Source organism: Caballeronia sp. dw_276 (assembly GCF_018449635.1).
Lineage (GTDB): Bacteria > Pseudomonadota > Gammaproteobacteria > Burkholderiales > Burkholderiaceae > Caballeronia.
This window is the reverse complement of the sequence record NZ_JAAVUV010000004.1, coordinates 456,890-483,207: the sequence shown is the minus strand read 5'-3', so window position 1 is coordinate 483,207 and position 26,318 is coordinate 456,890. Positions and strand designations below refer to the sequence as shown.

The 26,318-nt window shown below is 60.8% G+C and carries 19 protein-coding genes; 14 read left to right on the top strand and 5 right to left on the bottom strand.

The genetic code is table 11. From position 1 onward, the window contains the following. Positions 1-84 precede the first annotated feature (84 nt). On the top strand, positions 85-1,242 hold the full coding sequence (locus tag HB633_RS11030) for a porin (RefSeq protein WP_213778127.1): 1,158 nt from the start codon (positions 85-87) through the stop codon (positions 1,240-1,242). A gap of 2 nt (positions 1,243-1,244) precedes the next feature. On the opposite strand, the gene HB633_RS11025 is transcribed toward HB633_RS11030, so the two are convergent. The 3 genes from HB633_RS11025 to HB633_RS11015 all read right to left on the bottom strand — a co-directional run bounded on the left by HB633_RS11025 (position 1,245) and on the right by HB633_RS11015 (position 6,893). Further along, positions 1,245-3,320, bottom strand: a complete 2,076-nt coding sequence (locus tag HB633_RS11025; protein WP_213778126.1) for a bifunctional diguanylate cyclase/phosphodiesterase — start codon at positions 3,318-3,320, stop codon at positions 1,245-1,247. Positions 3,321-3,529: 209 nt separating this feature from the next. Further along, positions 3,530-4,432, bottom strand: coding sequence for a ketopantoate reductase family protein (locus tag HB633_RS11020; protein ID WP_213778125.1), 903 nt, complete (start codon positions 4,430-4,432; stop codon positions 3,530-3,532). Between the two features lie 73 nt (positions 4,433-4,505). After that, positions 4,506-6,893 (bottom strand): transglycosylase domain-containing protein, encoded by a 2,388-nt coding sequence (locus HB633_RS11015; protein WP_346730301.1) that lies wholly within the window; start codon positions 6,891-6,893, stop codon positions 4,506-4,508. Between the two features lie 155 nt (positions 6,894-7,048). Here HB633_RS11015 and HB633_RS11010 point away from each other — a divergent pair, with 155 nt between their 5' ends. After that, a complete protein-coding gene (locus HB633_RS11010) occupies positions 7,049-8,200 on the top strand; it encodes a peptidyl-alpha-hydroxyglycine alpha-amidating lyase family protein (protein ID WP_213778123.1) in 1,152 nt (383 codons plus the stop codon). Positions 8,201-8,262: 62 nt separating this feature from the next. Here HB633_RS11010 and HB633_RS11005 read toward each other — a convergent pair whose 3' ends face one another. Beyond that, complete coding sequence (locus HB633_RS11005) at positions 8,263-8,553, bottom strand: type II toxin-antitoxin system CcdA family antitoxin (RefSeq protein ID WP_255580880.1); 291 nt, start codon at positions 8,551-8,553, stop codon at positions 8,263-8,265. 879 nt (positions 8,554-9,432) lie between these two features. Here HB633_RS11005 and HB633_RS11000 point away from each other — a divergent pair. From HB633_RS11000 to HB633_RS10945, 12 genes are all read left to right on the top strand, one after another. After that, a complete protein-coding gene (locus HB633_RS11000; RefSeq protein ID WP_213778121.1) occupies positions 9,433-10,698 on the top strand; it encodes an efflux RND transporter periplasmic adaptor subunit in 1,266 nt (421 codons plus the stop codon). Positions 10,699-10,716: 18 nt separating this feature from the next. Further along, positions 10,717-13,842, top strand: a complete 3,126-nt coding sequence (locus HB633_RS10995; RefSeq protein WP_213778120.1) for an efflux RND transporter permease subunit — start codon at positions 10,717-10,719, stop codon at positions 13,840-13,842. Beyond that, complete coding sequence (locus tag HB633_RS10990; protein WP_213778119.1) at positions 13,839-17,168, top strand: efflux RND transporter permease subunit; 3,330 nt, start codon at positions 13,839-13,841, stop codon at positions 17,166-17,168. The genes HB633_RS10995 and HB633_RS10990 overlap by 4 nt, the downstream gene beginning before the upstream one ends. Positions 17,169-17,170: 2 nt before the next feature. Continuing rightward, a complete protein-coding gene (locus HB633_RS10985) occupies positions 17,171-18,628 on the top strand; it encodes an efflux transporter outer membrane subunit (protein ID WP_213778118.1) in 1,458 nt (485 codons plus the stop codon). A gap of 95 nt (positions 18,629-18,723) precedes the next feature. After that, positions 18,724-19,740: a substrate-binding domain-containing protein gene (locus tag HB633_RS10980; protein WP_213778117.1), complete on the top strand. Its 1,017-nt coding sequence runs from the start codon at positions 18,724-18,726 to the stop codon at positions 19,738-19,740. 23 nt (positions 19,741-19,763) lie between these two features. After that, on the top strand, positions 19,764-20,708 hold the full coding sequence (locus HB633_RS10975; RefSeq protein ID WP_213778116.1) for a substrate-binding domain-containing protein: 945 nt from the start codon (positions 19,764-19,766) through the stop codon (positions 20,706-20,708). Positions 20,709-20,714: 6 nt separating this feature from the next. Next, positions 20,715-21,488, top strand: coding sequence for an ATP-binding cassette domain-containing protein (locus tag HB633_RS10970; protein WP_213778115.1), 774 nt, complete (start codon positions 20,715-20,717; stop codon positions 21,486-21,488). Next, on the top strand, positions 21,485-22,492 hold the full coding sequence (locus tag HB633_RS10965; protein ID WP_213778114.1) for an ABC transporter permease: 1,008 nt from the start codon (positions 21,485-21,487) through the stop codon (positions 22,490-22,492). Before HB633_RS10970 ends, HB633_RS10965 begins: the two co-directional genes overlap by 4 nt. Continuing rightward, the gene (locus tag HB633_RS10960) at positions 22,492-23,136 is read left to right on the top strand and encodes a TenA family protein (RefSeq protein WP_255580860.1); all 645 of its coding nucleotides are present in this window, start codon (positions 22,492-22,494) and stop codon (positions 23,134-23,136) included. Before HB633_RS10965 ends, HB633_RS10960 begins: the two co-directional genes overlap by 1 nt. 30 nt (positions 23,137-23,166) lie before the next feature. Further along, positions 23,167-24,012, top strand: a complete 846-nt coding sequence (locus HB633_RS10955; RefSeq protein WP_213778112.1) for a BtpA/SgcQ family protein — start codon at positions 23,167-23,169, stop codon at positions 24,010-24,012. Continuing rightward, positions 24,009-24,902, top strand: coding sequence for a ribokinase (locus HB633_RS10950; protein ID WP_213778111.1), 894 nt, complete (start codon positions 24,009-24,011; stop codon positions 24,900-24,902). The genes HB633_RS10955 and HB633_RS10950 overlap by 4 nt, the downstream gene beginning before the upstream one ends. Before the next feature lie 147 nt (positions 24,903-25,049). Further along, entirely contained in the window at positions 25,050-25,310 is a 261-nt protein-coding gene (locus HB633_RS10945; RefSeq protein WP_213778110.1) for a hypothetical protein, read from the top strand. Between the two features lie 5 nt (positions 25,311-25,315). On the opposite strand, the gene HB633_RS10940 is transcribed toward HB633_RS10945, so the two are convergent. Next, complete coding sequence (locus tag HB633_RS10940; protein WP_213778109.1) at positions 25,316-26,215, bottom strand: LysR family transcriptional regulator; 900 nt, start codon at positions 26,213-26,215, stop codon at positions 25,316-25,318. Positions 26,216-26,318 lie beyond the last annotated feature (103 nt).

The following is a 26,318-nucleotide window of genomic DNA, read 5'->3' as shown; positions in this document are numbered from 1 at the left end:
GGCGTGTTCCGGCAAGCCTTCGGCCGCCGATGCGAAAAAGCTCGCGACTCATTTCGATCATCGCCATTCATGGAGCTTACGAGGATGAAAAAAACCCTTCTTGCAGCCGCTATATCCGGCGCCTTCGCTGTCTCGGCGCATGCGCAAAGCAGCGTCACGCTCTACGGTCTTATCGATACGGGGCTGGTCTACACGAACAACCAGCAGGGACATAGCAACTGGCAGGAGGTCAGCAGCTCGACGCAGAACACAGTGTTCGGCCTCAAGGGTTCGGAGGATCTCGGAGCAGGCCTGCACGCGGTCTTCAAGCTGGAACAAGGCTTTCTGCTGAATAACGGCGCCCAGGCATTTTCCGGCGATGGCTTCGGCTCCCAGGCCTGGGTCGGCTTGCAAAGCGACCCGTACGGCACGGTCACGTTGGGCCGCCAGTTCGACGTAATGAACGACCTTGTCGGACCGCTCACGGCGGAATTCAACACATGGGGCGGCAGCATGGCCGCGCATCCGTTCGAAAACGACAACCTCGCCGCGAACTCGGTCGTGATCAACAACACGGTGAAGTACACGACCCCGACGTTCCATGGCGTGACCGTCGAAACCATGTATTCCTTCAGCAACAAGACGAATTTCGGCGATAACCGCTCCTACGGATTCGGCGTTTCTTATGCGGAGGGACCGGTCAATCTCGCCGCCGGCTACCTGCAATTGAACAACGCGGGCAACGGCAGCGGCGCGATAACCTCGGGCGACGCCAGCGCGAACTTCATCGCCCAACGCCAGCGGATCTGGTCGCTTGGCGGCAACTACACGTTCGGACCGGCGACCGTGGGATTGGTATGGAGCCACAGTCAGATAGATAACACATCAGGCGTGTTCTCGTTTGGCACGGGCACTTATCTGGGCGCCGACGATGCCTCTGCCGGAACGCTTGCCGGATCGCTCAGGCTCGATAACTACGAGGTGAACGCGAAGTACGCGCTAACTCCGGCGCTGAGCCTGTCGGGCGCGTACACGTACACGCATGGCGCCTACAACGGCGCGGCGCCGGGATGGAACACCGCCATGCTGCAGTCGGACTATGCGCTCAGCAAACGCACGGACTTCTATCTTGAAGGGGTCTATCAGAACGTGCACGGCGCGCCGCCGGACTCAGTGCTTTCGCACGCCATGATCAACACGCTTTCGCCTTCATCGACGAACACGCAAGTCGCCGTCACCGTGGGCCTGCGTCACACGTTCTGAAGTCACACGCCCTGAGGCAGCGCGCGCCCGAGGCCTTCGAATTCGAGGGCGGGCATCGGGCGCCCGAGCAGGAATCCTTGTAACGAATCACACCCGAGGCGTGTCAGCAGATCCCGCTGCGCGCCGGTTTCAACGCCCTCCGCCACGATCTTCAGATTCAGCGTCTGCCCCAGCGCGATGATCGCCGCGACGATCGCCGCATCTTCGCCATCGGCGACAAGTTCGCTCACGAACCCGCGATCGATCTTGAGCTCGCTCGCCGGCAGGCGCTTGAGATACAGCAGACTCGAATAGCCGGTTCCAAAATCATCGATCGAAATGCGAACGCCGAGCGCACGCAGGCGTTCGAGAATTTCGAGGCTGGCATCCACATCACGCATGGCCGTCGATTCGGTGATTTCGAGCGTCAGCGCCTCGCCTGCAAGCTGGTATCGCTCCAGCGCATTCTTTACGGCCGGCACGAGCCGCGTGTTGCTGAACTGCAGGGCTGAGATGTTCACGGCCATCGTGAGCGTGGGACGCCCGGTGCGCCGCCATTGCGAAACCTGCCGGCACGCTTCGTCGATGACCCATTCCCCTATCTGCACGATCAGGCCGGTTCGCTCGGCGATCGGAATGAATGTGTCGGGCGAGATCAGGCCGCGCGTCGGATGATTCCAGCGCAGCAGGGCTTCGACGCCCGTGATCGGTCCGCTTGGCGCAACGAATTTCGGCTGGTAATGCAGGACGAACTGCCGGCGCTTGCGCGCAAGCCGCAGGTCCTGCAAAAGCGCCAGGTGATCTTCGGTATGCGTGTTCATTGCGCCATCGAAGAAGCACGCCTGGTTGCGGCCGACGGATTTCGCGTGATACATCGCGACATCCGCGTTCTTGAGCAACGCTTCGACGTCCGCGCCGTCAGCCGGAAACAGCGCAATGCCAATGCTCACCGAAACCCGCAGGTCGTGTCCCGCGACGCTGAACGGCTCGTCGATGGCCGAGACCAGCTTGTCGGCGATGATCGACGCATCGGCGGGTTCGCGCACGCTGGCAATCAGCACGAATTCATCGCCGCCCACGCGCGCGCACGTGTCCTGCAAGCGGACGTTGGCGCGAATGCGATCGGCGGTCTGTATGAGCAACAGGTCGCCAATGGCGTGTCCGAACGTGTCGTTCACGCTTTTGAAGCCATCGAGGTCGAGGAACATCACCGCGAAGCACTGCTCAGCGGGACCGGCGGATTCGATCGCGAATTTCAGACGCTCTTCCAGCAGTACGCGGTTCGGCAACTTGGTCAGGTTGTCGTGCAGGACCAGATAGGAAAGCTCTTCATTCGCTTCTTCCAGCGACGCCGAGAGCGCCGCGGTCCGCATTTCCAGCCGCAAGTCGAGCACGGAGGTGATCAGCACGACCGCAAGCACGGCAATGGTCACCACGATGATCGGCAGCGCGAGCGTGTCGTTGTGCAAGCCGTTGCGCGCGGCGCCGCAGATCGAGCCAAGCGGGAAGCGCGCCGCGGCCATGCCCGTGTAGTGCATCGAAACGACGGCAAGTCCCATCACGAGCGCAGCGCCTACCCGGTAACTGCGCACGCGCGAGCTATATGCGCGCAGCCGGAACGCGATCCAGAGCGCCGCGCCCGCGGCCGCGATGGCGATCGCAATGGAAGCCACGACCAGCGCGGGTATATAGACGATGCCCGGTTGCATCTGCAGCGCGGCCATGCCGGTGTAGTGCATCGCGGCGATGCCGCAGCCGAGCATCAACGCGCCGAGGACGAGGTGTCGTGCCGGAAGATTGTCCCGGCTGGCGATCCAGAGCGCCAGCAGCGACGACGCAATCGCAATCAGGAGCGAGAGCACTGTCAGGCCGAAGTCGAAGCCGAGCTTGATCGGCAGATGGAAAGCGAGCATGCCGACGAAGTGCATCGACCAGACGCCGAGACCCATCGCGAGCGCGCCGCCGCATAGCCACCAGCGGGCGGCAACGCGCTCGGCGCTCGTGATCCGGCCGACCAGGTCGAGCGCCGTGTACGACGCCAGCACGGCGACCAGAAAAGAAAACAGCACCAGAAGGCTGTCGAAACTTCCCACTAACATGAAACGCTCCGGATCGACGATATACGAACCCCGACACGAGAAAGTCAGGTACGCGTTCGTTTAACGTCTTCAGAAGCGCGGACTTTATGGCGATTTGCAGCTGCCGGTGCATATTCGCTGGATATTCGAGAATTTCCAGCTTCTGTCCATGGCGTCCGGTCAGCAGTACCAGTGCGTCTGCATGCGTTGAGCGCCGTCACACAGCCCCGTCACACAGCGCCGCCGTACTTCGTCTCAAGCGCTTTCACTAACGCATGCAACACGCGATTGGCAGGCGTTGCAATCCCGTGCTTCTCGCCCAGACGCACGATCAACCCGTTCAGATGATCGATCTCCGTTGGCTTCGAACGCGCCACGTCCTGTGCCGTCGATGAGAACTGCGTCGGCATCTTTTCGGCGATCATGCGCACGGACGCATCCACGTCGCCGGGAATGGCGATGTCTTCCGCCTTTGCGACTGCCAGACATTCACCTACGATGTCGCGCATGCACGCCTCGACGCTTGCGTTCGCCGCAAGGCGTCCATACGGCAGTTGCGTGATCGCGGAGAGCGCGTTGTATGCGCAGTTCAGGATCAGTTTGGCCCAGAGCGCGCCACGTACGTTGGGAGAAATTTCGGTGGGAATCTGCGAGTCGATCAGCACGCGGGCGAACGCTTCGCTTTGACTCGATGGCTCGATCACCAGATCGCCGCGCCCGTGATGCCGCACGTGGCCGGAGCCTTCCATGCCGGCCGCCACATAGACAACGGCCGCAGCCACTTCCTGCGATATGACCGTACGCACGCGGTCGGCGTTATCGACACCGTTCTGCAGCACGAGCACCAACGCGTCTTCCTCGAGATACGGTTTCAGTTCGGCGGCGGCGCTTTCGGTATCGGTGGATTTCACGCAGAACAACACGAGCGAAGCGCCTTCCACCGCGCTCGGCTGTGTGCTCGCGGCCACGCGCACGTGTTCGTCGAACGTGAGGGTCTGCATGCGCAGGCCGTCACGGTTGATGGCATCGACGTGATTGGGGCGGCCGATCAGCGTCACCTCATGTCCCGCACGCGCCAGCATGCCGCCGTAATAACAGCCGACTGCGCCTGCACCCATCACTGCTACTTTCATCGTCGTAACTCGCCTGGTCGAAGTTGATCAGGGATTTTCCCATAGTTGCAATGTCGTAATACAAGTCGGGCCGCTAAGGCGCCGCCGCTGCGCTCGTCGGGTCGATGGTCGGAGCAAGTTGCGGAAGCGGTGCGGCGTAGCCTTCGTCGCGGACATCGCTGGGTTCGGTGGGTGGCGGCTGCAATATCGGCGGTTGAGCTGTGGGCGCCGGCGCGGGAGCCTCGACTGAAGGCGGCGCGGCGCGGCGCGGCGGAGTGCGCTTCACCGGCGCGGCTTTGGATGCGGCTTCATGCCCGGGCTTCGGCGACGCAAACACGCGTTGATACCAGTCGCGCAAGCGGTTGCGCACTGACTCGAAGAAGCCGGTTTGCGGTTCCATCACGAAACGTTCGCGCGGATCGATCATCCGCGTTTTGAGCGAGCGCTGGAAGAAGTCGCCGACGATTGGCAGCGCACTATGCGCGCCCTGCCCCCAGTAGTCGCTGCGCAGCGTCACGCGGCTATCGTTGAACCCGACCCATGCGCCGGCCACGAGTTGCGGATGCATCAGGATGAACCACCCGTCGGCATTGTCCTGCGTCGTGCCGGTCTTGCCCGCCACGTCGGCGCGAATCCCAAACCTGTTCCGGATGGCCGTGCCCGTGCCGCGGTTCACAACGTCGCGCATCACATCGAGCAATTCGTGATCTGCTGCGGGCGAGAGCACCTGCTCGGGTTTGTTCGGCCCGAAGTGCGCGAGCACTTCGCCCTTTCGGTCCTCGATACGCGTGACGAGCATTGGTTCGATGCGCGCCCCGCCATTGGCAATCGTGCCGTAGGACGAGACCATTTCCTTGAGCGTCACCGGACTCGTGCCAAGCGCAAGCGATGGCACGGCGTCGAGCGGGCTGTCACGCACGCCCATCGCCCGGGCAAGTCTTGCGACCTTGTTCGGGCCCACGTTCTCGACGAGTTGCGCAGTGATGCGGTTGCGTGAATACGCGAGACCATCGCGCAATGTCACGGGCCGGCCGCTTGGCGGAACGTCGTCGTTTGGACGCCAGATTTCGCCGCCGGCGAGCGGAATCTCGACAGCCTGATCGATGAGCGTATCGTCCGGTTTCGAACCTTGCGCGAAGGCCGCGCCGTACACGAAGGGCTTGAACGTGGAACCCGGCTGGCGGCGCGCCTGCTGGACGTGATCGAACGGATCAGTGCTGAAATCGCGGCTCCCGACCCACGCCTTGACTTGTCCGTTGCGCGGGTCGATGGCAAGAAACGCCGCCTGCACGCGCGTTTTGTTATCGCACAGCGCCTGCATGAAGTTGCGGTCGGCGTTGAGATGCTTGAGGGTGTCCGCATCGGTTTGTCCGGCATCTTTCGCCGCACGATACTGCTGCGTCTCGCGCACGAAAGCGCGGACCACGTCGGCATTGCCGCCATTGCAGCCGCTGCGCGCGCCCCACGCGGCATTGGCGATCGGCTGAAGCTGGTTGCCTTGCCAGATGACCGCTTGCGTCGCCATGGCCTGCAGACGTGAGTCGATGGTCGTGCGCACGACCAGTCCATCGGAGTAAATGTTGTAGTCGTTGCTGTCCGCCCAGTCGATCAGCCACTTGCGCAACTGCTGCGCGAAATGCGGCGCGCGACCGGGCGCTTCCACCTGACGCTCGAAGTCGATACGCAATGGCCGGCGTCTGAGCGTTTCATAAGCCGCTGGCGTGAGATGCCCGAACTTGACCATCTGCGCGAGCACGGTATTGCGGCGCTGCACCGCACGCTCCGGGTTGATCACCGGGTTGTAGTAGCTATTGCCCTTGAGCATGCCGATCAGCGTGGCGCTTTCGAGCACATCGAGATGGTCGGCGGATTTATCGAAGTAAGTACGCGCCGCCATTTCGATGCCATACGCGTTGTACAGAAACGGCACCGTATTCAGATAGGTTTCGAGGATCTCGCTCTTGGTGTAAAGCGCTTCGATCTTGAACGCGGTGATCGCTTCTTTGAGCTTGCGTGTGAGCGTCTGCGAGCGGCCGATTTCATCGGGATAAAGATTGCGCGCGAGTTGCTGCGTGATCGTCGAACCGCCCTGACGGCTGCCCGAAAACGTATGCAGCGCGGCGGACCCGGTGCGGCGCCAGTCGAGACCGTGATGCGAATAGAAGCGACGATCTTCGGTGGCGATAAGCGCGTCGATCACATTCGGCGAGATATCCGCAAGATGCACCCATTCGCGATTGGTGGGGCGGAATTCGGCGAGCAGCTTGCCATCGGCGGAATAGATCTGCGCCGGTTGCTCGATCTTGGCTTTACGAAGATCGCCGATACCCGGCGTGAAGGGAATCAGCAACAGCACGTAAAGGAGCACGAGCGCGGGGATGGCCACGAGCGTGCGGATCACGCCGCGACGCGTGGGATGCCTTAGTCGCGCGATGAAAGCATCGGCGTGCGGCTTGATCCAGACGCCCAGCTTTGCACCGATATTTCGAAAAACAGAGAGGTCTAAACGCTTCACACTTGCTTACCAACTGCTGACGAAGGCTGCATGCTAACAAAATAGCGGCGCTTTCCCGCCTAAGCCACGGGTGAGGTAATCGGATTAGCATAGGCCTGCGTTCAAAAATGGAGACAAACGCAATGAGCCAATATCACTCGATGTCCTGCCCATGCTGCGCAATCGAACAACGCGGTCTTGATCGACGAGGTTTTATCCGGCTGGCGGGAGGCGCCGCCGCGGCGCTGGCGCTCATGCCGCTTTCGGCTCATGCGCAGGATCAGACAGTCCCGAGCATTGCTTTCGATTCCATTCCGAACCCGGTCCATCTTCCGCGCGATGTCTATTTCGGCGAGTGTTCCGGCGTCGCGCTGAATTCACATGGTCACATCTTCGTGCTGTCGCGCGGCAATACGACGGGACCCGCTTACGCCGCAGCGGCTGCGCAACTGCTCGAATTCGCACCGAATGGAAAGTTCATCCGCGAGATCGGCCATAACCTTTACGCGTGGTCGTTCGCCCACAGCGTGAAGGTCGATAGACAAGACAACATCTGGGTCACCGACAAAGGCTCGGACATGGTCATCAAGTTCACGCCTGATGGCCGTGTCGCAATGGTGTTCGGGCGCAAGCAGGAAGCCGCCGACGAAGAGACCGGTCCGCTCAAGCATCCGAATCCGCCGCTGCCATCGGAGCCGGGCCGCTTCCGCCAGGTCACGGACGTCGCCTGGGACGACGCCGGCAACACGTACATCAGCGATGGCTACATCAACTCGCGCGTGGCTAAAGTGGATCGCGACGGCAACTGGCTCAAGTCGTGGGGTGAACGCGGCACGGGTCCGGGTCAGTTCCACACGCCGCACAGCATCGCGCTCGATGCCGATGGCCACGTCTACGTTGCAGACCGGAGCAATCGCCGGATTCAGGTGTTCGATGGCGAGGGCAATTTCCAGCGGCAATTCACCATCGACGTTCCCGTGCCGGCCGGCGCTCGGGCGGCGATTGGTTATGCGCCCGATGAAGCCGCCATCGCTGCCGGGACGTTCGCGCCGGGTTCGCCGTGGGCGATCTGTATATCGCCGGGACCGAATCAGGTTTTGTACAGCGCGGACGCTTTTCCGGGTCGCATCTACAAGATGACGCTCGATGGAAAATTGCTCGGCGTGCTCGGCGAATCCGGCAAACAGCTCAAGCAGTTTGGATGGATTCACCAGATGGCGTGTCCGTCGGAGAACACGCTTTTTGTGGCTGAGTTGCTCAACTGGCGCGTGCAAAAACTGATTTTGCATGCGTGATGATTCGGTTGTTATTGAGTCAGGGTGTGGGGCGCGGTGCCTGCGCTCCTGACTCTTGCCTTTTAGCATGCAACCGTAAGAAGGCGAATAAACACGCGAAAGTACGCAACTGCGCTTAGCCTGTACTTCGCGAGCGGCAACCCGTCGCGTTCAACCATTGCAGTGTACGCTGCGACCAAATCAGCATTGTCGTTTGCCCAACGGCGAGCGTCAGACTCCTGACTTTCTTCACACACGCCGCGCTCGCTTGCACGCGAAAGGTATATCCCCATCTCCTTGGCTCGATCCAAGACTTCTGGCGGCAATGTGATATTCGTCGACTTGCGGGGCCGAACTTCGGGTGCTTTACCCATGCGCATCTCTACGTTGAAAAAACACATGCATCATAGTCGACATATCTGATGCGCGCGGATAGCAAATCGCCGCGTGAAAGGGCATGAATTCGACGGCCAACACTCCGAGCTGCGGCTTGGCCAGGATTTGCCTTGGCAAGTGGGACGAGGAAGTGCGATTGGAATTGATGCGAGATAAAAGCATCCGCGCGTTGCAGGAGCGGTTGGCGAAATCGGACGCACACGCCCAGGCAATCGAACTCGCGGCGGGATAGCGTAAGAACGCCAGCAAGCAGAGAACCGATACCAGCAGCAACATGAGTCGGCGTGGGCGATGAGCGGATCACGGAGATTCCTGTATCGCGATGGCGCCCTCTTATACCCCCCAACATAGACCAGCCTACTCGAGAAAATCGACCTCAAGTGTTCGCCGATCGGCGCGACCATGGTCATCAATTGCCCGCACGCTACAACTGCCCGCCTTGGCACTTTCTTGCTATGCGTGCGGCCGACTCGTTCATAAACTGTCGACAACCGCGCCACGCACGCTCACACAAAACCAGGGCAACCTACACTCCGAAATCGAACTCCAACTCAACGCCCGCCCAAGCTGATACGAATCAACTCCCGTCCCCTCCCGCCCCCCTTTGGTAACAAAACGCAATGTTCCAGTAACCAGATTGGTGTCATCGATTGATACGATCTAGAAATGCGAACAACCATGTCGATGGCCTTTTGCATGCGTTCAGTAATTACTTCGTAATACATATCGTATTGATTACGTAAGCAACGCATCCGGTAATCGCCACGCGCGGGGCCTACGCCAAGCCGCCATGAATCGGAAACCGTAATCTCGATTCAATCGGTGCGTAATATTTTTGAGATGTTGCCAAGGTCTTTATGACGCCATCCGATCAAAGTATCGAATCTCCAAAGGCACGCAAACGCCCGCATTTGCTGCGAATCGTCGTTGCGGCGGTAATCATCGCGCTGATCGCGGTCGTTATCGTGCACTTGCTCCGCGCCAAAAAAGCCCCGCGTGCCGCCCCGCCGCAAGTCGTCAGCGTAGCCACTGCAAGCACAGGTTCGATGCCGGAGATACTGAGCGAACTCGGCACAGTCACGCCCACCGCGACCGTCACGGTGTTGCCGCAACTGAGCGGGTATCTGACGGCCGTTGGATACCACGAAGGCCAGGACGTGCAGAAAGGCCAGTTCCTCGCGCAGATCGATCCGCGTCAGTATGAAATCGACAAGCAACAGGCCGAGGCGACACTCGCCAAGGACCGCGCCGCACTTGCGCAGGCCCGCGCCGACCTCGCCCGCTTTACGCAGCTCAACGAGCGCAAATCCATTGCGGAACAGACCTTCGCCGACCAGCAGTTCCTCGTGCAACAGGACGAAGCGGCGGTGAAAGTGGATCTCGCCAACATCGCGCAATTCGATCTCGATCTGGCGTATTGCCATATCACGGCGCCGGTTTCAGGGCGCGTCGGCCTGCGTCTGGTCGATCCGGGAAATTACGTAACCGCGTCGTCATCGCCGGGGATCGTGGTGATCACGACCATGAAGCCCACCACCGTCCAGTTCACCGTGCCGCAGGATTCGCTCGCGAACGTGTTGCAACGCATGAACGCCGGCGCGCACTTGCCCGTAACCGCCTACAGCAGCGACAACTCGAAGGAGATCGCGACCGGCACGCTGTACGCGGTCAGCAATCAGATGGCGACAAGCACCGGCACCGTGACGCTGAGAGCAACCTTCCCCAACGACGACGAAGCGCTGTTCCCAAGCGAATTCGTCAACGTCAAATTGCTGGTCGATACGCTTCAGAACGCAGTACTGGTTCCCACGCCTGCGGTCCAAAGCGGCGCGCCGGGCGATTACGTTTACCTCGTGAACGCGAATAACACGGTCTCGGTGCACAAGGTCACGCTAGGCCCGAGCGACGGCAAGAATACGGTGATCACTTCGGGCCTTGTAGCGGGCAATATCGTCGTGACGGACGGCACCGATCGTCTGAGCGATGGCGCGAAAATCCAGGCGGCAAGAGCTGCGCCTGCCTCGGGCGGCGCAGCGCCGGCAAGCGGCGTCCAAGGGCCGCATAAACACGCCCGCGAGGGCGCATCCGGCGCGCCCGCGGCTTCCGCGCAAGCCGCTTCGTAGTATCGGACCCATGCGCCGATGAACATTTCCCGCCTGTTTATTCTTCGACCGGTAGCCACGCTGCTGCTGATGATCGCCCTCGTGCTGGTGGGCCTCGTCGCGGTGCGCGTGTTGCCGGTGTCATCGCTGCCGAACGTCGACTATCCGACCATCCAGGTGCAGACGTTCTACCCGGGAGCCAGCCCGGATGTAATGGCGACCACGGTCACCGCTCCGCTCGAAGTGCAACTGGGCGAGATTCCCGGCTTGCAGCAAATGACTTCGTACAGTTCGGACGGCGCATCGGTCATCACGCTGCAGTTCGACTTGTCGCTGAATCTCGATATCGCGCAGCAGAACGTCCAGCAGGCCATCAACGCTGCCAACAGTTTCCTGCCAAGCGGCCTGCCCGCGCCGCCGACCTACGCCAAGGTCAATCCGGCCGACCAACCGATCCTGACGCTCGCGGTCACGTCCACTTCGATGTCGCTCACGCAACTGGAGGACGCGACCAACAACCGCCTCGGAACGAAGATTTCGGAAGTATCCGGCGTGGGCGTGGTCACCGTTGGCGGCGGCAACGTGCCCGCAATCCGTGTGGAAGCGGACCCGCAAAAACTGGCCGCCTATGGCCTGAATATCGACGACCTGCGCACCTTGCTCAGCTACGTCAACGTGAGCCAGCCGAAGGGAAATTTCGATGGCCCCGATCTCGACTACACCATTAACGGAAACGACCAGATCTCCGATCCGAAGGACTATCTGAATACGGTCGTTGCCTACCAGAACGGCGCGCCCGTGTTCATCCGCGACGTCGCGAAGGTGACACAAGCGCCGCAGGATGTCGAGCGCGGCGCCTGGTACAACGGCACGCCCGCGATTGTGCTTAACGTGCAGCGCCAGCCGGGCGCGAATGTGATCGCAACCGTCAATCAGATCATGAAGCAGTTGCCGCACCTCGAATCCACGCTGCCGGCCGGCATGAAGGTCACGGTCGTATCGGATAGTACGGGCGTGATCCGCTCGTCGGTATCCGATGCCGCGTTCGAACTGCTGCTCGCAATCGTGCTCGTGGTGGCGGTGATCTTCGTGTTCCTGCGCAACGTGCCAGCCACCATCATTCCGAGCATCTCGGTGCCGGTGTCGCTGATCGGCACACTTGCTGTGATGTACCAGTTGAACTATTCCATCGACAACCTCTCGCTGATGGCGTTGATCATCGCAACCGGCTTCGTGGTCGACGATTCGATTGTGATGATCGAGAACATCGTGCGATATCTGGAGGAAGGCAAGACACCGCTCGAAGCCGCGCTCGAAGGCGCCGGTCAGATCGGCTTCACGATTCTCTCGCTGACGATTTCGCTGATCGCGGTGCTGATACCGCTGCTCTTCATGGGCGGCGTGATCGGACGTCTCTTCAGCGAATTCGCGGTGACGCTCGCGGTGACCATCGTGTTGTCGGCGGTGGTTTCCCTGACGGTCGTTCCCATGCTCTGTGCCCGTCTTCTGCGTGCGCAAGCCGAACGCCATCCAAGCCGTTTTGAGCGCATCAGCGAAGGCCTTTTCGATAAAACCCTCGCCGGCTACGAACGCGGATTGCGCTGGGTGCTCGATCATCAGATGCTTACGCTGATGGTCGCGATCGGCACGGTCGTGCTGACCGGCGTGCTGTACGTGGTGATCCCGAAGGGCCTCTTTCCGACGCAGGACATTGGCGTGATCGAGGGCATCAGCGTGGCCGACAACTCGGTCTCCTACAAAGCGATGGTCACGCGTCAACGCGCGCTTGCCGACGCCATCCTCAAGGATCCCGATGTCACGTCGCTCACTTCTTACGTGGGTATAGATGGAACAAACTCCACGCTGAACAACGGGCGTTTCCTGATCAACCTGCGCGATCGCGACAAGCGTTCGGACACGGCGCAAGAAATCGCGCGGCGCCTGCAGCAGGAAGTCGCCAATGTGTCGGGCATCAAGCTCTACATGCAGCCGGAGCAGGATCTCACGCTCGACACCACGGTCTCGCCGAATCAGTACAGCTTCGTGCTGCGCGGGCCGAACCAGCAGGCGTTCCAGAAGTACGTGCCGGAACTCGTCGACCGGCTGAAGCAGATTCCGTCTCTCGCCGATGTTCAAAGCGACATGAACACCGACGGCTTGAGCGTGAACGTGGAGGTCAACCGGCAACTGGCGGCGCGCTTCGGCATCACGCCGGCGACCATCGATAACGCGCTGTACGACGCGCTCGGCCAGCGGATTGTCTCGACCATCTTCCAGCAATCGGATCAGTATCGGGTGATCCTGGTTGCGAAGCCCGAGTCGCTTCCGAACGTTGCATCGATAGGAAACCTTTACCTGCCGAGCCAGACGAGCAGTGCGGGGCAAGTGCCGCTTTCCGCGATTGCGAAGATCCAGATCGTCAAGTCGCCGCTCGTGATCAGTCATCTCGCGCAATTCCCGGCCGTCACGATCTCGTTCAATCTTGCGCCGGGCGCGTCGTTGAGCACGGCAGTCGCGCGCATTCACGAAGCCGAACAGGCGGTCAAGCTGCCGCCATCGATCACGTCTTCGCTGCAGGGCGCGGCGCAGGCGTTCCAGGACTCGCTGTCGAGTGAGGTGTATTTGCTGATCGCCGCGTTGGTGGCGGTGTATATCGTGCTGGGCGTGCTTTATGAGAGCTTCATCCATCCGGTGACGATTCTTTCGACTTTGCCGTCGGCGGGGATCGGCGCGTTGCTTGCGTTGATGATCGCGGGCAGCGACCTCGATGTGATCGGCATCATCGGGATCGTGTTGCTGATCGGGATTGTGAAGAAGAACGCGATCATGATGGTCGACTTCGCGCTCGACGCCGAACGCAACCACGGCAAATCCCCGCGCGATGCGATCTTCGAAGCGTCATTGCTGCGCTTCCGGCCGATCCTGATGACAACGCTCGCCGCCATGCTCGGCGCGTTGCCGATGCTGCTCGGCTCTGGCACCGGTTCGGAGCTGCGCCGGCCGCTCGGCCTGGCGATCATCGGCGGATTGACGTTGAGCCAGATGCTGACGCTTTTCACCACGCCGGTCATCTATCTGTTCTTCGACCGGATGGCGGAGCGCGTGAGGAACCGGCGCAAGCGTCGAAACGATGTGCCTGATACACCGACGGAGCAGGCGCCGTGAATATCTCGGCGTTATTCATCCGGCGCCCGGTCGCGACCACGCTTCTGGCCATCGCGATCCTAATCGCGGGCGCCCTCGCCTACTTCCGGCTGCCGGTTGCGCCGCTGCCGAACATCGCGTTTCCGGTGATCGTGGTGCAGGCCAACATGGCTGGCGCGAGCCCGAACATCATGGCGTCGACGGTGGCCGAACCGCTCGAACGGCGGCTCGGCACGATTGCGGGCGTGGAGGAACTGACGTCGATCAGCTACGTGGGTTCATCGATGATCGTGGTCGAGTTCGCGCTGAACCGCGACATCAACGGCGCGGCGCGCGATGTCGAAGCCGCCATTCAGGCCGCGCGCGCCGACTTGCCGACGACCTTGCGCGCGAACCCGACGTATCGTCAGTACAACCCGGCCGATTCGCCGATCATGGTGCTGGCGCTGACCTCGGACACGCTCACCAAGGCGCAGCTTTATGACTCCGCGGATTCGGTGATCCAGCAGCAGCTCTCGCAAGTGAACGGCGTGGGCCAGATCACGCTGGGCGGCGGCGCGTTGCCTTCAGTGCGCGTCGAGTTGCAGCCGGGCAAGCTGAGCAGCTACGGCATCGGCCTGGAAGACGTGCGCGCGGCAATCTCCGCGGCCAACGCGGATAGCGCCAAGGGCCATCTCGATCAGGGCGATCAGCGCTACGTGGTTGTATCGAATGACCAGATCACCAAGGCGGCGCCGTATCGGCAACTCGTGGTCGCTTACCGCGACGGCGCGCCGGTACTGCTGAGCGATGTCGCCCAGGTGCGCGACTCGAACGAAAACATCCGCAACGCCGGGCTCTTCAACGCGAAGTCCGCGGTGCTGGTGATCGTCTATCCGATGCCCGGCAGCAACATCGTCAGCACAGTCAGGCAGATCCGGAACGTGCTGCCATCCATTGAAGCGACGTTGCCAAGCAGCGTGCATGTCAACGTCGCGATCGACCGCTCGGAATCGGTGCGATCTTCGGTGGGCGACACCGAGCGAACCTTGTTCATTGCCGTGCTGCTGGTCGTGGGCGTGGTGTTCATCTTCTTGCAGTCACCGCGCGCCACGCTCGTGCCGGCGGTGGCGTTGCCTTTATCGATTGTCGGCACGTTCGGGCCGATGTACCTGCTCGGCTATAGCATCGACAACCTGTCGCTGATGGCGTTGACCATCGGCACGGGCTTCGTGGTCGATGATGCCGTCGTGGTGCTGGAAAACATCGTGCGTCATCTGGAACTCGGGCTCAGCCCGAAAGAGGCCGCGCTCAAGGGCAGCGCCGAAGTGGGCTTCACGGTGATATCGATGAGCCTCTCCTTGATCGCCGTGTTCCTGCCGATCCTGTTGATGCCGGGCATCGTAGGATTGTTGTTCCACGAGTTCGCCGTCGTGCTTTCGATCGCGATCCTGATCTCGCTCGTGATCTCGCTCACCGTCACGCCGGCCATGTGCGCGTACGTGCTGAGCCGCGAGAACGCCGGACACGCGAAGGCGCGATGGGCGGCTTGGGTCGAAAGGCAATTCGACCGCTTCAAGAACGCCTACGCGCGTTCGCTCACGGCCGTGCTCGATCATTCGCTGCTCGTGATCCTGTTGCTGATCGGCTTGCTGGTCGCGAACGTGTTCCTCTTCAAACTCGTGCCGGCCACGTTCTTTCCCGAACAGGACACGGGCATTCTGATCGGACAGATCATCGCTGACCAGAGCATCTCCTTCCCCGCAATGGAAAAGAAACTCGCCCAGTTGCAGGAGATCGTGCAGAAGGACCCGGCGGTTCAATCGGTGGCCGGGTTTACCGGCGGGCGGGCGTTGAACACGGCGAACGTGTTTATCGAATTGAAGCCGCTTGCGCAGCGCCATGTGACCGCAACCGAAGTGGTCAATCGTCTTCGGCCGAAGCTGAACCAAGTCTCCGGCGCGCGGCTCTTTGTTCAGGCGCAGCAAGATCTGCGGATCGGCGGACGGCAATCGGCGGCTGAATATCAATACACGTTGACGAGCGATGACTCCGCCGCGCTTTTCGCATGGACACCGAAGCTCGTGACTGCGCTCAACAAGGACCGCAGCGCTCTGGTGGATGTCAACTCGGACCTTCAGCAAAACGGCCTGCAGACCTACGTCAACTTCAATCGCGCGACGGCGGCGCGTTACGGCTTTGCACCCAATCAGATCGATAACGTCCTGTACGATGCGTTCGGTCAGCGCACGGTATCGACTATTTATAACGCGCTGAACCAGTACTTCGTGGTAATGGAAGTCGCGCCGCAATACTGGCAATATCCGCAGACGCTCAACCAGATCTTCCTGAGCACGGCGGCGGGCAATCCGACCGGCAGCCAGCAGACGCAAATGCCGGGTGCGACGGTCAAGGGCGTGACGGCGGCGAGCGCGGTCAGCGCGGCATCGAGTGCGTCGTCGAACACCAATTCGCTGAACTCGAACGCCCAAGCCAACGCGACCACGAACAGCATTTCCAATAGCAAGGGCGGGAGTTCGAGCGGCAGCGCGGACAGTACATCGGCTGAAACCATGGTGCCGCTGCCCGCGCTCGCGAGCTACGTCAGCAACCACACATCGACGCAAGTCAACCACCAAAGCGGACTGGTCGCCGCGACGATCTCGTTCAATTTGCCGCCGGGCGGATCGTTGAGTCAGGCGCAGGTGGCGTTGCAGAACGCGGCGCGCGAGATCGGCATGCCGGCGAGCATTCATGGCGCGTTTGCGGGCGCGGCGCAAGCGTACGCGCAATCGATGGGCACCGTACCACTCCTGATCCTCGCCGCGCTGGGCGTGGTGTATATCGTGCTCGGCGTGCTCTATGAAAGCTCGATTCATCCGCTGACGATTTTGTCGACGCTGCCTTCGGCGGGCATTGGCGCGACGCTTGCGCTGCTGATCTTCGGCACGCCGTTCTCGGTGATCGCGCTGATCGGCATCATCTTGCTGATCGGTATCGTCAAGAAGAACGGGATCATGATGGTCGATGTCGCCATCCAGTTGCAACGCAACGAAGGCATGCCGGCGCGCGAAGCAATTCACGCCGCCGCTGTAGTGCGTCTGCGGCCGATCATGATGACGACCTTCGCGGCGGTGTTGGGCGCGGTGCCGCTGGCGATTGGCATCGGCCAGGGTGCGTCGCTGCGCCAGCCGCTCGGTATTACCGTGATGGGCGGCCTGATCGTGAGCCAGGTTTTCACGCTTTACACCACGCCGGTGATCTACCTGTACCTGGACCGGTTGCGCTTCAAGCTCGTCAAATGGTCGTCCGGTCTGCCGTGGAATCGCCAAGCCGACAACCTCGGGCAAACTGATACGAAGGCATGACGATGAAGATTTCCTCCAAACCCCTGGCCGCCGCGGCGGCCCTGCTGCTGGGCGGATGCATGGTCGGCCCGGACTACCATCGGCCGCAGGTCAGCGTTCCGGCGACCTTCCACGAATTGCCCGGCTGGACCCAGGCTCGACCGGACGCCGATGGCCCCAAGGGCGCATGGTGGACCGGCTTCAACGATCCGCTGCTCGATGAACTCGAACCGCTCGTGGAGGTATCGAACCAGACCGTGCGGCAGGACTACGCCAACTATCAGGAAGCGCTCGCCGAGGTGAAAGTCGCGCGCTCCGCCCTTTTCCCGACCATCGGCGTCACCGGCTCCGCCACGCGTCAGCGCAGCGCAACGGGGACATCGAGCGCGAGTTTGAGCCGCGGTATCGGCAATATCCAGACAGTGAGCAATTCCGGTTCACTCGAAGGCAATGTCAGTTGGGCGCCCGATTTATGGGGTTCGGTGCGGCGCACGATCGAGCAGAATGCCGCGACCGCACAGGCAAGTGAAGCGACGCTTGCGAACGCGACGCTCTCCGAACAGATCGCGCTTGCATCCGCCGTGATCCAGTTGCGTATCAGCGATGCCAACATCGATTTGCTGCAACAGACGGTCAAGGCGTACCAGCATTATCTGCAAGTGGTCGCGGATCAGGACAAGTTCGGCATCGTCCCGCCTTCCGATGTTTTGACCGCTCGCACGCAGCTCGAGAACGCACAATCGAGCCTGATCGCCCTTGGCGTCGCGCGCGCCCAGAACGCACATGCAATCGCCGTACTGGTCGGCAAGAACCCGGAAGACCTCGACATTCCCCACAGCACGGCAATGCCAAGCCTGCCTTCAATTCCGGTCGGCGTTCCGTCGACGGTGTTGCAGCGCCGGCCCGACATCGCAACAGCAGAGCGGCAGATGGCGGCGCAGAACGCGGCGATCGGCGTGGCGGTGGCGGCGTATTACCCCACGGTATCGTTGTCGGCGCTGGACGGCTTCACGCAGTCGCCGTTGGGCGGCCTGCTGCACGTCGCCAATTACGTCTGGTCGCTCGGCGGCAGCGCGACCGAAACACTGTTCGATGGCGGCGAGCGCAGCGGCGAAGTCGCGGCGGCCAAGGCAGCGTACCAGGCGGCCGTGGCCAACTATCGCGGCACGGTGCTGACCGCCTTCGAAGATGTGGAAAACGACCTGTCCGGCTTGCGCATCCTGGCCGAACAATCCGACACGCTCGATGCCGCCGTGCGCGACGCGAGCCGCGCCGCCGAAATCGCCTTCAACGAGTATCAGGCGGGAACCGTGGACTACACGACCGTCGCGACCGCGCAGGCGACGCAGTTGAGCAGCCAGCAAACGGCGCTGAACGTGCAGCAATCGCGTTTGCTCGATGCAGCATCGCTGATCGGCGACTTGGGGGGCGGCTGGTCGGACAGCCAGCTTCACGATGCCCGCACCGCAACTGCCCCATAGCCATTCGCGCTCCGACACAAATTCCCCTTGACATCGACTTTATGACGAATTTCAATACGAAAGCGGTTTAGTAAAGCGCTTTCGTAGAGGTCAAGGTGGCAAAAACGAAGTTGGGAGCAAGCCTGAGCGACGTCGCGTCCGCAGCCGGCGTTTCGCCGTCGACTGTGTCGCGATACCTCAACGCGGGGATCAAGTTGCCCGCATCGACCTCCGAACGGATCGACGCTGCAATCAAGACCTTGCGTTACGTACCCAATCCCCTCGCCAGAAGTCTGGGGCGGGGCCGGTCGGACACGGTAGGGCTTGTCATTCCCGATATTGCCAACCCATTCTTCGCGTCCCTGGCGTCTGCTGTCGAGCAAGCGGCCGAAGAGCACGGCCACGGAGTTCTGTTGAGCGCGACATCGAACAGCGCGGCACGCGAAGTGGAATACGTGTCCCGCATGCTACGCAACCGCGTGAGCGGCCTCTTGTTTGTAAGCGGACACCACAACTCGATTGACCTCGCCGAAACGCTGGCGGCAGCGCCGGGCCTGATCTTGATCGATGAAGACGTGCCGGGCATCGACTGCTCGAAGGTGTTTTGCGATAACGAGAACGGTGGCCGGCTGGCCGGGCAATATCTGGCCTCGGTGGGTCACAAGCGCATTGCGTTCATTGGCGGACTTGAGAAGCTGCGCAGCACGACTGAACGCCTGACCGGCTTGCGCGAAGCCGCGGAGGAAAACGGCGCGAAAGTCGTCATGACGCGCTTTGGTAACTACTCGCCGGAGTTCGGGCGGGCGGCGGCGGCGCAAATCCTCCAGTCGAGCGAAGCGCCCACGGCAGTTTTTGTTTCAAGCGGAGAGATTGCGTTTGGTTTGCTGGAGGCGCTTCAGGCGGCAAACATCGCGATTCCGGAGCGTCTGTCTCTCATTGTTTTCGATGATGCCGGACCATTGCATCTGTTCAATCCCGCGTTGACCGCAATCCGGCAGCCTATCAGGGAGATGGGAAGAAAAGCAGTTGAGTTGGCGTTAGCGGAGCCGGACGAAAACGCTGCGTTCGTTGAGTTTTTGCTGCCTGTCGAATTGATCGTCCGTGCATCGGTCACGGCGCCCCAAGCAACCTGAATATCCAACCTTAGAGGCTAAAAATGCTGAGCAAAAATCGTGGTCGCGTTCTCCGGAAGATAACGTTAGGATTACTACTTACAGCGTCTCTGCCTGCGCTCGCCGCGCAGACATATAGTCTTATCCTCATCAATCAACAAGCCACTTACTTCAATCAAATGCGCGAGGGCGCGCAGAAGCAAGCCGACAAGCTCGGCGCAAAGCTGATCGTCTTTAATGCCAACGACGTTCCAAGCGCACAGAACAATGCGCTGGATGACTACATTCAGCAGAAGGTCGACGGAATCGCCGTCGATGCAATCGACGTAAATGGTCTGCGTTCCTCGGTCAAGGCAGCAGCAGCGGCCGGAATCACGGTCGTGGGTATCGACGCCGTGCTGCCGCCCGGACCACAGAAAGCGCAAGTGGGCGTGGACAACGCAGTCGGCGGAAAGTTGATCGCAGACTATCTTGCCAAGTACGTCCAGGCGAATCTCGGCGGAAAAGCCAGGGTCGGTGTGGTCGGCGCGTTGAGTTCCACCATTCAGAATTCCCGGCAAAAAGCATCTATCGATGAACTGGCGAAGTCGCCCGGTATTTCCATCGCCGGGATTGTGGATGGGCGCAACAGCCAGGATGTCGCGCTTTCGGCCGCCGAGAATCTCATCACCGCGAACCCTGATATCAACGTCATCTATGCAACCGGCGAGCCCGCAATGCTTGGCGCCATCGCGGCGATCAATGCACAAGGGATGAACAAGAAGATCAAGGTGGTCGGTTGGGATCTTGCGTCGGAAGTCATTCGCGGTATCGACAACGGCGTCGTGCTGGGTGTCGTGCAACAGGACCCCGCCGCCATGGGCCGCGCCGCGATCCAGGCGCTCAACGACGTCCATGAAGGGAAAACCGTTCAGACCACGATCTCTGTGCCGCTCGCTGTCGTCACGAAAGCGAACGTCGATCCTTATCGTGCTGCTTTCAAGAAGTGACCCGATATGGAACAGCTTGAAACTCAGGAACGCACGGATCAGGCGCTCGGCCAGCCCGTACTTTCGTTGCGCGACATCAAGATTTCGTTTGGCTCGTTTCAGGCACTGCGTGGCGTCGATCTCGACCTTTATCCCGGCGAATGTCTTGGGCTGATTGGTGATAACGCGGCAGGAAAGTCGACGCTCACGAAGATCATGGCCGGAACCTACATTCCGGACAGCGGCGAGATATCGGTAGGAGGGGAAGCCGTCAAGCTGACAAATCCCGCCGATGCACGCGCGCGTCACATCGAAATGGTCTATCAGGATTTGAGCTTGTGCGATGCAATCGATGTCGCGGGAAATCTTTTTCTTGGACGCGAGCTGTGCAACAAGGGCTTTCTGAAACGAAGCGCGATGCTCGAAGAAGGGAAACGGCTCTTGTCGAATCTGAAGATCCGTATTCCAGACTTGAGCGCGAACGTGGAGCAGCTTTCGGGCGGCCAGCGGCAGGCGATTGCCATTGCGCGAGCCGCATCGTTCGAACCGCGCGTATTGATCATGGACGAACCCACGTCCGCGCTTGCCGTTGCCGAAGTCGAGGCCGTGCTTGCGTTGATCAATCGCGTCAAAGCGCAAGGTGTGTCCGTCGTGTTGATCACTCACCGGCTGCAGGATCTTTTTCGCGTATGTGACCGCATCGCGGTCATGTATGAGGGCACGAAGGTCGCCGAGCGCCGGGTGAAAGATACGAGTCTGGAAGAGCTGGTTCAATTGATCGTTGGGGAGCAGCACCGATGAGCACCTCTATCTATACAGAGCGCGAAAAGGGTTCGAAGTACCGGGACCTGCTTCTTGCCCACGCGCAGGTCGCATCGATTGCGATGTTCTTTATTGTTTGCTGCATTTTGTTCAGCGCCGCGACGCCGACCTTCCTGACTACGGCGAACCTGCTGAACATTCTCAGGCAGCTCGCGCCCATGCTGGTGGTCGCGATTGCAATGACGTTTGTCATTGCAACCGGCGGAATCGACCTGTCTGTGGGATCGGTCGTTGCATTGACGAATTCGCTCGCGGCCATCCTGATGCAAGCCGGTCTCTCATGGCCCATCGCAATGCTTGTGACGATACTTCTTGGCGCCATCATCGGTCTCGTGCAGGGCTGGTTTTCCGCGAGCCAGGCGATCCCATCGTTCATCGTCACGCTTGCCGGGCTGTCCACGTTGCGCGGCATTGCGCTGTATTCGACTCAGGGATTCTCCATACCCATTGAATCGGGTACGGGCTTCGATTTCTTTGGGGCCGGTACGGTCGCAGGCATTCCAGTCCCGGCAATCATCGCAATCGTTGCAGCCTTGATTGGCTACATCACGATCAACCGCACTCGATACGGACGCCAGGTCATCGCCGTCGGTTCGAACGCCGAGGCCGCGCGCCGGTCCGGCATGCCTGCTTTGCGCATCAAGGCATCGGTGTTCGTGATCTCCGGCGCTGCGCCCGCCATTGCGGGGTTGATGCTCGCGTCGCGCCTGGGCTCGGGTTCCTCGAACGCGGCATCCGGATTCGAACTCGATGTGATCGCGGCGGTGGTCCTTGGTGGAACTTCGCTGATGGGCGGACGCGCGACCGTGGTTGGGACCGTCCTCGGTGCACTGACAATCGCGACGCTTGGAAACGGACTAATCTTGTTGCATGTGTCGCCCTTCTTTACCCAGATCGTGACAGGGGTGATCATCCTTCTTGCAATCTGGTCGAACACGCGCGTCTTCAGCAAATTGCGTACGGCAAAAAAAGGAAAGAAATGATGGAACGTCAGTCTCATTCAGACCAGTTGCAAGAAAAGAATCGCGCCCTTTGGGACGAGATGCAGACGCACGCGTTCGTTGAAGACATCAAGAACGATTCCCTTGCAAGCAACGTGTTCCACAACTATCTTCGATACGAACATTTGTTTGTTGAAACCGCCATTACCATCTTCGGCTATGCGCTCGTGAAAGCGCCTGATCTGGGCAGGAAGCGTTGGCTTGCGGGCGTGCTGGACGCTTTATCGACCGAACAAATCCCTTATTTCGAAGCCGTGTTCGACGCATTGGATGTGCGTCCGGTTTTGGACCACGACGCCCTGCCCGCGCGCGTTGTTGCGTTCAATTCCGGCATGCTCGAGATCGCGGCCAACGGGTCTTATCACGACGTCGTCGTCGCCATGATGTGCGCCGAATGGATGTACGCAGAGTGGTGTCAGGCGGCGGCGAGCAATCCCATCTCCGACCCGAACGTCAAGGCCTGGGTTTTGTTGCATACCGATACTGCTTTCCTCAATCAGGCCGCGTGGCTCAAGAACGAAATCGACACCATCCCCCCGGCCGAATTCGATTTCGGGCGTACGAACGAGATCTTTTCGAAAGCCCTTTCGCTTGAAATCGGCTTTCATAGCGCCGCGTACGAATAACCGGATACCGACGTCAACCAGGATAAATATATGTCGCACAAGCTCGTTTTGAATGAAAAGCCCAACGTCATCGCCAGTCTTTTTGGCCGCAAGAAAGCGGTCATCGGAATGATTCATTGTCTTCCGCTACCCGGCTCCGCGCGATACGACGGAGAGCGGATGGAGGACATCATTGCGTTTTCGTGCAACGAAGCCCGCTTGCTTGTGGAAGGCGGCGTTGACGGACTGATGGTCGAGAATCACGGTGATATTCCGTTCAGCAAGCCCGACAGTATCGGCCCGGAAACGGTTGCGGCCATGACCATGATTACCGAAGCCGTCAGACGCACCGTGAAATGCCCCATCGGCATCAACGTGCTGGCTAACGGCGCGATACAAGCGCTTGCGATTGCCAAGGCGGCGTCGGCATCGTTCATTCGTGTGAACCAGTGGGCGAACGCTTACGTTGCCAATGAAGGCATTGTCGAAGGTCCTGCCGCGCAGGCGACACGTTACCGGTCGTGGCTGCATGCACGGGACATCAAGATCTTCGCCGATGTACACGTGAAGCATGGCGCGCACGCCATTACGGGCGACCGGTCGATCCCCGAACTCGCGCGCGACGTGGAATTCTTCGATGCCGACGCGGCCGTGGCGACAGGCCAGCGAACCGGCGACTCTGCGCAGCTCGATGAACTCGCGGCGATCGGCAAGGGAACGTCGCTGCCCGTGGTCGTTGGATCGGGCGTCACGCCCGCGAATATCGGCGATATGTTTTCTATTGCCGATGCCGTCATCGTCGCGAGTTTCCTGAAAAAAGACGGCCTGTGGTGGAACGACGTCGATCGCGATCGCGTGAATGAGTTCATGGCCGCCGCAAACAAGGCCCGTTCATGACACGCGTGTTCGTGGTGGGCAACGCGGTGTCGGACGTGACGCTCAACGTCCGGCGCGCACCGCGCCCGGGCGAGTCGGTCCTGGCGCAATCCATCGCTCGCGCGCCCGGCGGGAAAGGTCTTAACCAGGCCGTGGCGGCGCAGCGTTCGGGTGCGAAGGTCGTATTCGTCTCGGCGATAGGCACCGATGCTGCCGGTGCCGAGATTGAAAACGCGCTCTTGCGAGAAGTGTTCGACGATCTGCGCCTGATCAAGTTGTCCTGCAGCACCGACGTCTCGATCCTCACGGTGACCGCCGACGGCGAGAACTCGATCATCACCACAATCGATTGCACGCAGGCGAGCAGCGCGGAACGTCTCACGGCGTCGCTATACGGCGTGCGAGCGGGAGACTACGTGCTGATGCAGGGCAACTTGTCTCTTGCCAGCACGAATGCGGTCGCCGATCTGGCGCGCGAGCGCGGCGCGAAAGTCTTGATCAACGCGGCGCCGTGGCATTGGGACAGCACCGACGTACTCGAAAAGTGCGAAGGGGTCATCGCCAACGAGGGCGAAATTCTGGACATTGCAAAGGGCACCGATTTGCAGCATTCGGCGGCGTGGCTGCAAGCGAAAGGGCCGGCGTGGGTTATCGTGACCCTGGGTGCCAATGGCTGCCTGCTGTCGACGCAAGAAGGCATATCGAGCTTCGCGGCGAAGCCGGTGAAAGCATCCGATACATCGGGTGCGGGCGACGTTTTCTCGGGGGTGCTGGTCGGCGCGCTTGCACGAGGCGCCTCGCTGAATGACGCCATACACGCAGGGCAACGGGCCGCCGCGCTGACGGTCGAGCGCACGGGGACATTCAGCGCCATTCCTTCGGTGGAAGAAATGCGCGACATCGTCCGGTAGCTGGAATTTTCGGTAATCTGGCAGGTCCCTCCACGTTGGCGGAGCGCCGCCAAACGCGAGTACCATGCAGGTTTATCTACTCCGTTACGAGCCTGTTACGAGCCGTTCAGGCTCACGAATGCGGTCCATACCGTCAGGCGCTTTGCCATGCCAGAAAACCCACAAAAACCTGACATCGATACTTCCAGACAATCCAAACGCTGGCGGCCGTCCCAGGCCATGCGTCATATCCTGATGGTGATCGCGGGTTTCATCGCGCTCGTTGCGGTCTCGAGCGTCGTGCTCTATCACACGGTCCTCTACGGCGATGCAATCGAGAACTTCGGCATCGTCATGATGCTGACCGTGCCGGTGATCGCCGCCGTCGCGTTTCGCGTAGCGCTGGATACGTGGCTGGACCGGGAGTAACGCGGTCAACCGTCGTCGTTCACTTCCTTAAGCACATCGATAAACGCCCTTAGCCCGGCCGGCACATGCCGATGCCCGGGGTAGTACAGACAAAGTCCGGGTATCAACGGGCACCAGTCTTCCAGCACGATCACCAGTCGGCCGTCGTCCAGCGATTTCCGGGCAATGGACTCCGGCACGTATGCGAGCCCCAGTCCGTCGGCGGCGGCTTCGACCATCAGCCCGTTGTTATCGAGCGTGAGCGCGCCGGGAACATCGACCGATACTTCCTGCCTGCGTTTCGCGAACTCCCATCGATACCGCTTGCCGCTTGGCAAGCGCTGCCGAATGCAATCGTGGTCGACCAGGTCATCGGGCGTCGCGAGCGGCGTTCGTCCCGCAAGATACGAAGGCGCCGCGACCACGACGAACCGCAGGTCACCGCCAAAACGCACCGCTACCATGTCGCGCGGCACCGACTCTTCCAGCCGCACGCCGGCATCGAAACCCAGCTCGACGATATCCACGAGCCGCCCCTCCGCCACCAGATCGAGCGCCATGCCGGGAAAGCGTTCGAGAAAGCGCGGCACCACGGTTTTCAGGAGAATCCGCGCCGCGCCCTCGTTGGCGTTGATCCTGAGCGTACCGCTCGGATTGCCGCGTGCATCGGCAACATCGTCCAGCGCCTCATCGAGATCGCGGAGCACGGGCGCGATACGCGCGAGCAGCGCTTCGCCGGCCTCCGTGGGCGCCACGCTGCGCGTGGTGCGATTGAGCAAGCGTACTCCCAACTGGCGCTCGAGCCCGAGCATCGCGTGACTGAGCGATGAACGCGACACGCCGAGCGCATCGGCAGCGCGACGGAAACTTCGATGCGCCGAGACAGCGGAAAACGCGGTGAGGTCTGCTAGCGTGGGCTTGGTCATTGGTGTCGATTTTTCACGGGGGCATGCACACTATAGCGGCTTCCCGCACCAATCACCCACGCCTAGAATGGGTCTCAGACAATCCGATCCGACCACTTTTGGG

Excerpts from the sequence above, each read along its gene's own strand:
- HB633_RS10945 (WP_213778110.1), top strand. The coding sequence starts at position 25,050 with ATGCCAGAAAACCCACAAAAACCTGACATCGATACTTCCAGACAATCC.
- HB633_RS10950 (WP_213778111.1), top strand. The coding sequence starts at position 24,009 with ATGACACGCGTGTTCGTGGTGGGCAACGCGGTGTCGGACGTGACGCTC.
- HB633_RS11020 (WP_213778125.1), bottom strand. The coding sequence starts at position 4,432 with ATGAAAGTAGCAGTGATGGGTGCAGGCGCAGTCGGCTGTTATTACGGC.
- HB633_RS10940 (WP_213778109.1), bottom strand. The coding sequence starts at position 26,215 with ATGACCAAGCCCACGCTAGCAGACCTCACCGCGTTTTCCGCTGTCTCG.
- HB633_RS11005 (WP_255580880.1), bottom strand. The coding sequence starts at position 8,553 with ATGGGTAAAGCACCCGAAGTTCGGCCCCGCAAGTCGACGAATATCACA.
- HB633_RS11010 (WP_213778123.1), top strand. The coding sequence starts at position 7,049 with ATGAGCCAATATCACTCGATGTCCTGCCCATGCTGCGCAATCGAACAA.
- HB633_RS10975 (WP_213778116.1), top strand. The coding sequence starts at position 19,764 with ATGCTGAGCAAAAATCGTGGTCGCGTTCTCCGGAAGATAACGTTAGGA.
- HB633_RS11025 (WP_213778126.1), bottom strand. The coding sequence starts at position 3,320 with ATGTTAGTGGGAAGTTTCGACAGCCTTCTGGTGCTGTTTTCTTTTCTG.
- HB633_RS11030 (WP_213778127.1), top strand. The coding sequence starts at position 85 with ATGAAAAAAACCCTTCTTGCAGCCGCTATATCCGGCGCCTTCGCTGTC.
- HB633_RS10995 (WP_213778120.1), top strand. The coding sequence starts at position 10,717 with ATGAACATTTCCCGCCTGTTTATTCTTCGACCGGTAGCCACGCTGCTG.
- HB633_RS10965 (WP_213778114.1), top strand. The coding sequence starts at position 21,485 with ATGAGCACCTCTATCTATACAGAGCGCGAAAAGGGTTCGAAGTACCGG.
- HB633_RS10960 (WP_255580860.1), top strand. The coding sequence starts at position 22,492 with ATGGAACGTCAGTCTCATTCAGACCAGTTGCAAGAAAAGAATCGCGCC.
- HB633_RS10970 (WP_213778115.1), top strand. The coding sequence starts at position 20,715 with ATGGAACAGCTTGAAACTCAGGAACGCACGGATCAGGCGCTCGGCCAG.
- HB633_RS10985 (WP_213778118.1), top strand. The coding sequence starts at position 17,171 with ATGAAGATTTCCTCCAAACCCCTGGCCGCCGCGGCGGCCCTGCTGCTG.
- HB633_RS11000 (WP_213778121.1), top strand. The coding sequence starts at position 9,433 with ATGACGCCATCCGATCAAAGTATCGAATCTCCAAAGGCACGCAAACGC.
- HB633_RS10955 (WP_213778112.1), top strand. The coding sequence starts at position 23,167 with ATGTCGCACAAGCTCGTTTTGAATGAAAAGCCCAACGTCATCGCCAGT.